The organism is Escherichia sp. AM3 (genome assembly GCF_032029835.1).
GTDB classification, from domain to species: domain Bacteria; phylum Pseudomonadota; class Gammaproteobacteria; order Enterobacterales; family Enterobacteriaceae; genus Escherichia; species Escherichia coli.
Genome location: NZ_JAVUPQ010000799.1, coordinates 1 through 309 on the forward strand (window position 1 = coordinate 1; position 309 = coordinate 309).

Genomic DNA, 309 nt, shown 5'->3' on the forward strand with positions numbered 1-309 from the left:
GTCCCGACCGGCGAGCATCTGAGCATCATTGAGCACACCGATGTGGATCCGAGCCTGAAAGGGCAGGGTGTGGGTAAACAGCTGGTGGCGAAGGTGGTAGAGAAGATGCGCGGTGAGAATCGTAAAATTATCCCGCTGTGTCCATTTGCGAAGCATGAGTTTGATAATACGCGGGAGTATGACGATATTCGGGCGTAAAACAGATGCCCGGCATTGCGCCGGGCAGCATACTCAACCCACAAACATCACCGACACACACAGCACACCCACAATCAGCGTCAGCAGGTTACCGATGGAGCGGTACGGTTT

General features: G+C 54.4%; 1 protein-coding gene and 1 pseudogene. One reads left to right on the forward strand and one right to left on the reverse strand.

Annotated elements, in window-relative coordinates; translation table 11 throughout:
* Nucleotides 1-198 (forward strand): GNAT family N-acetyltransferase (locus RTW80_RS28430; RefSeq protein WP_312721449.1); only part of this gene is annotated, 198 nt, incomplete at its 5' end.
* 33 nt (nt 199-231) lie between these two features.
* Here the strand turns inward: RTW80_RS28430 and RTW80_RS28435 are convergent.
* Nucleotides 232-309 (reverse strand): annotated as a pseudogene (locus tag RTW80_RS28435) (transporter); the annotation flags it as partial.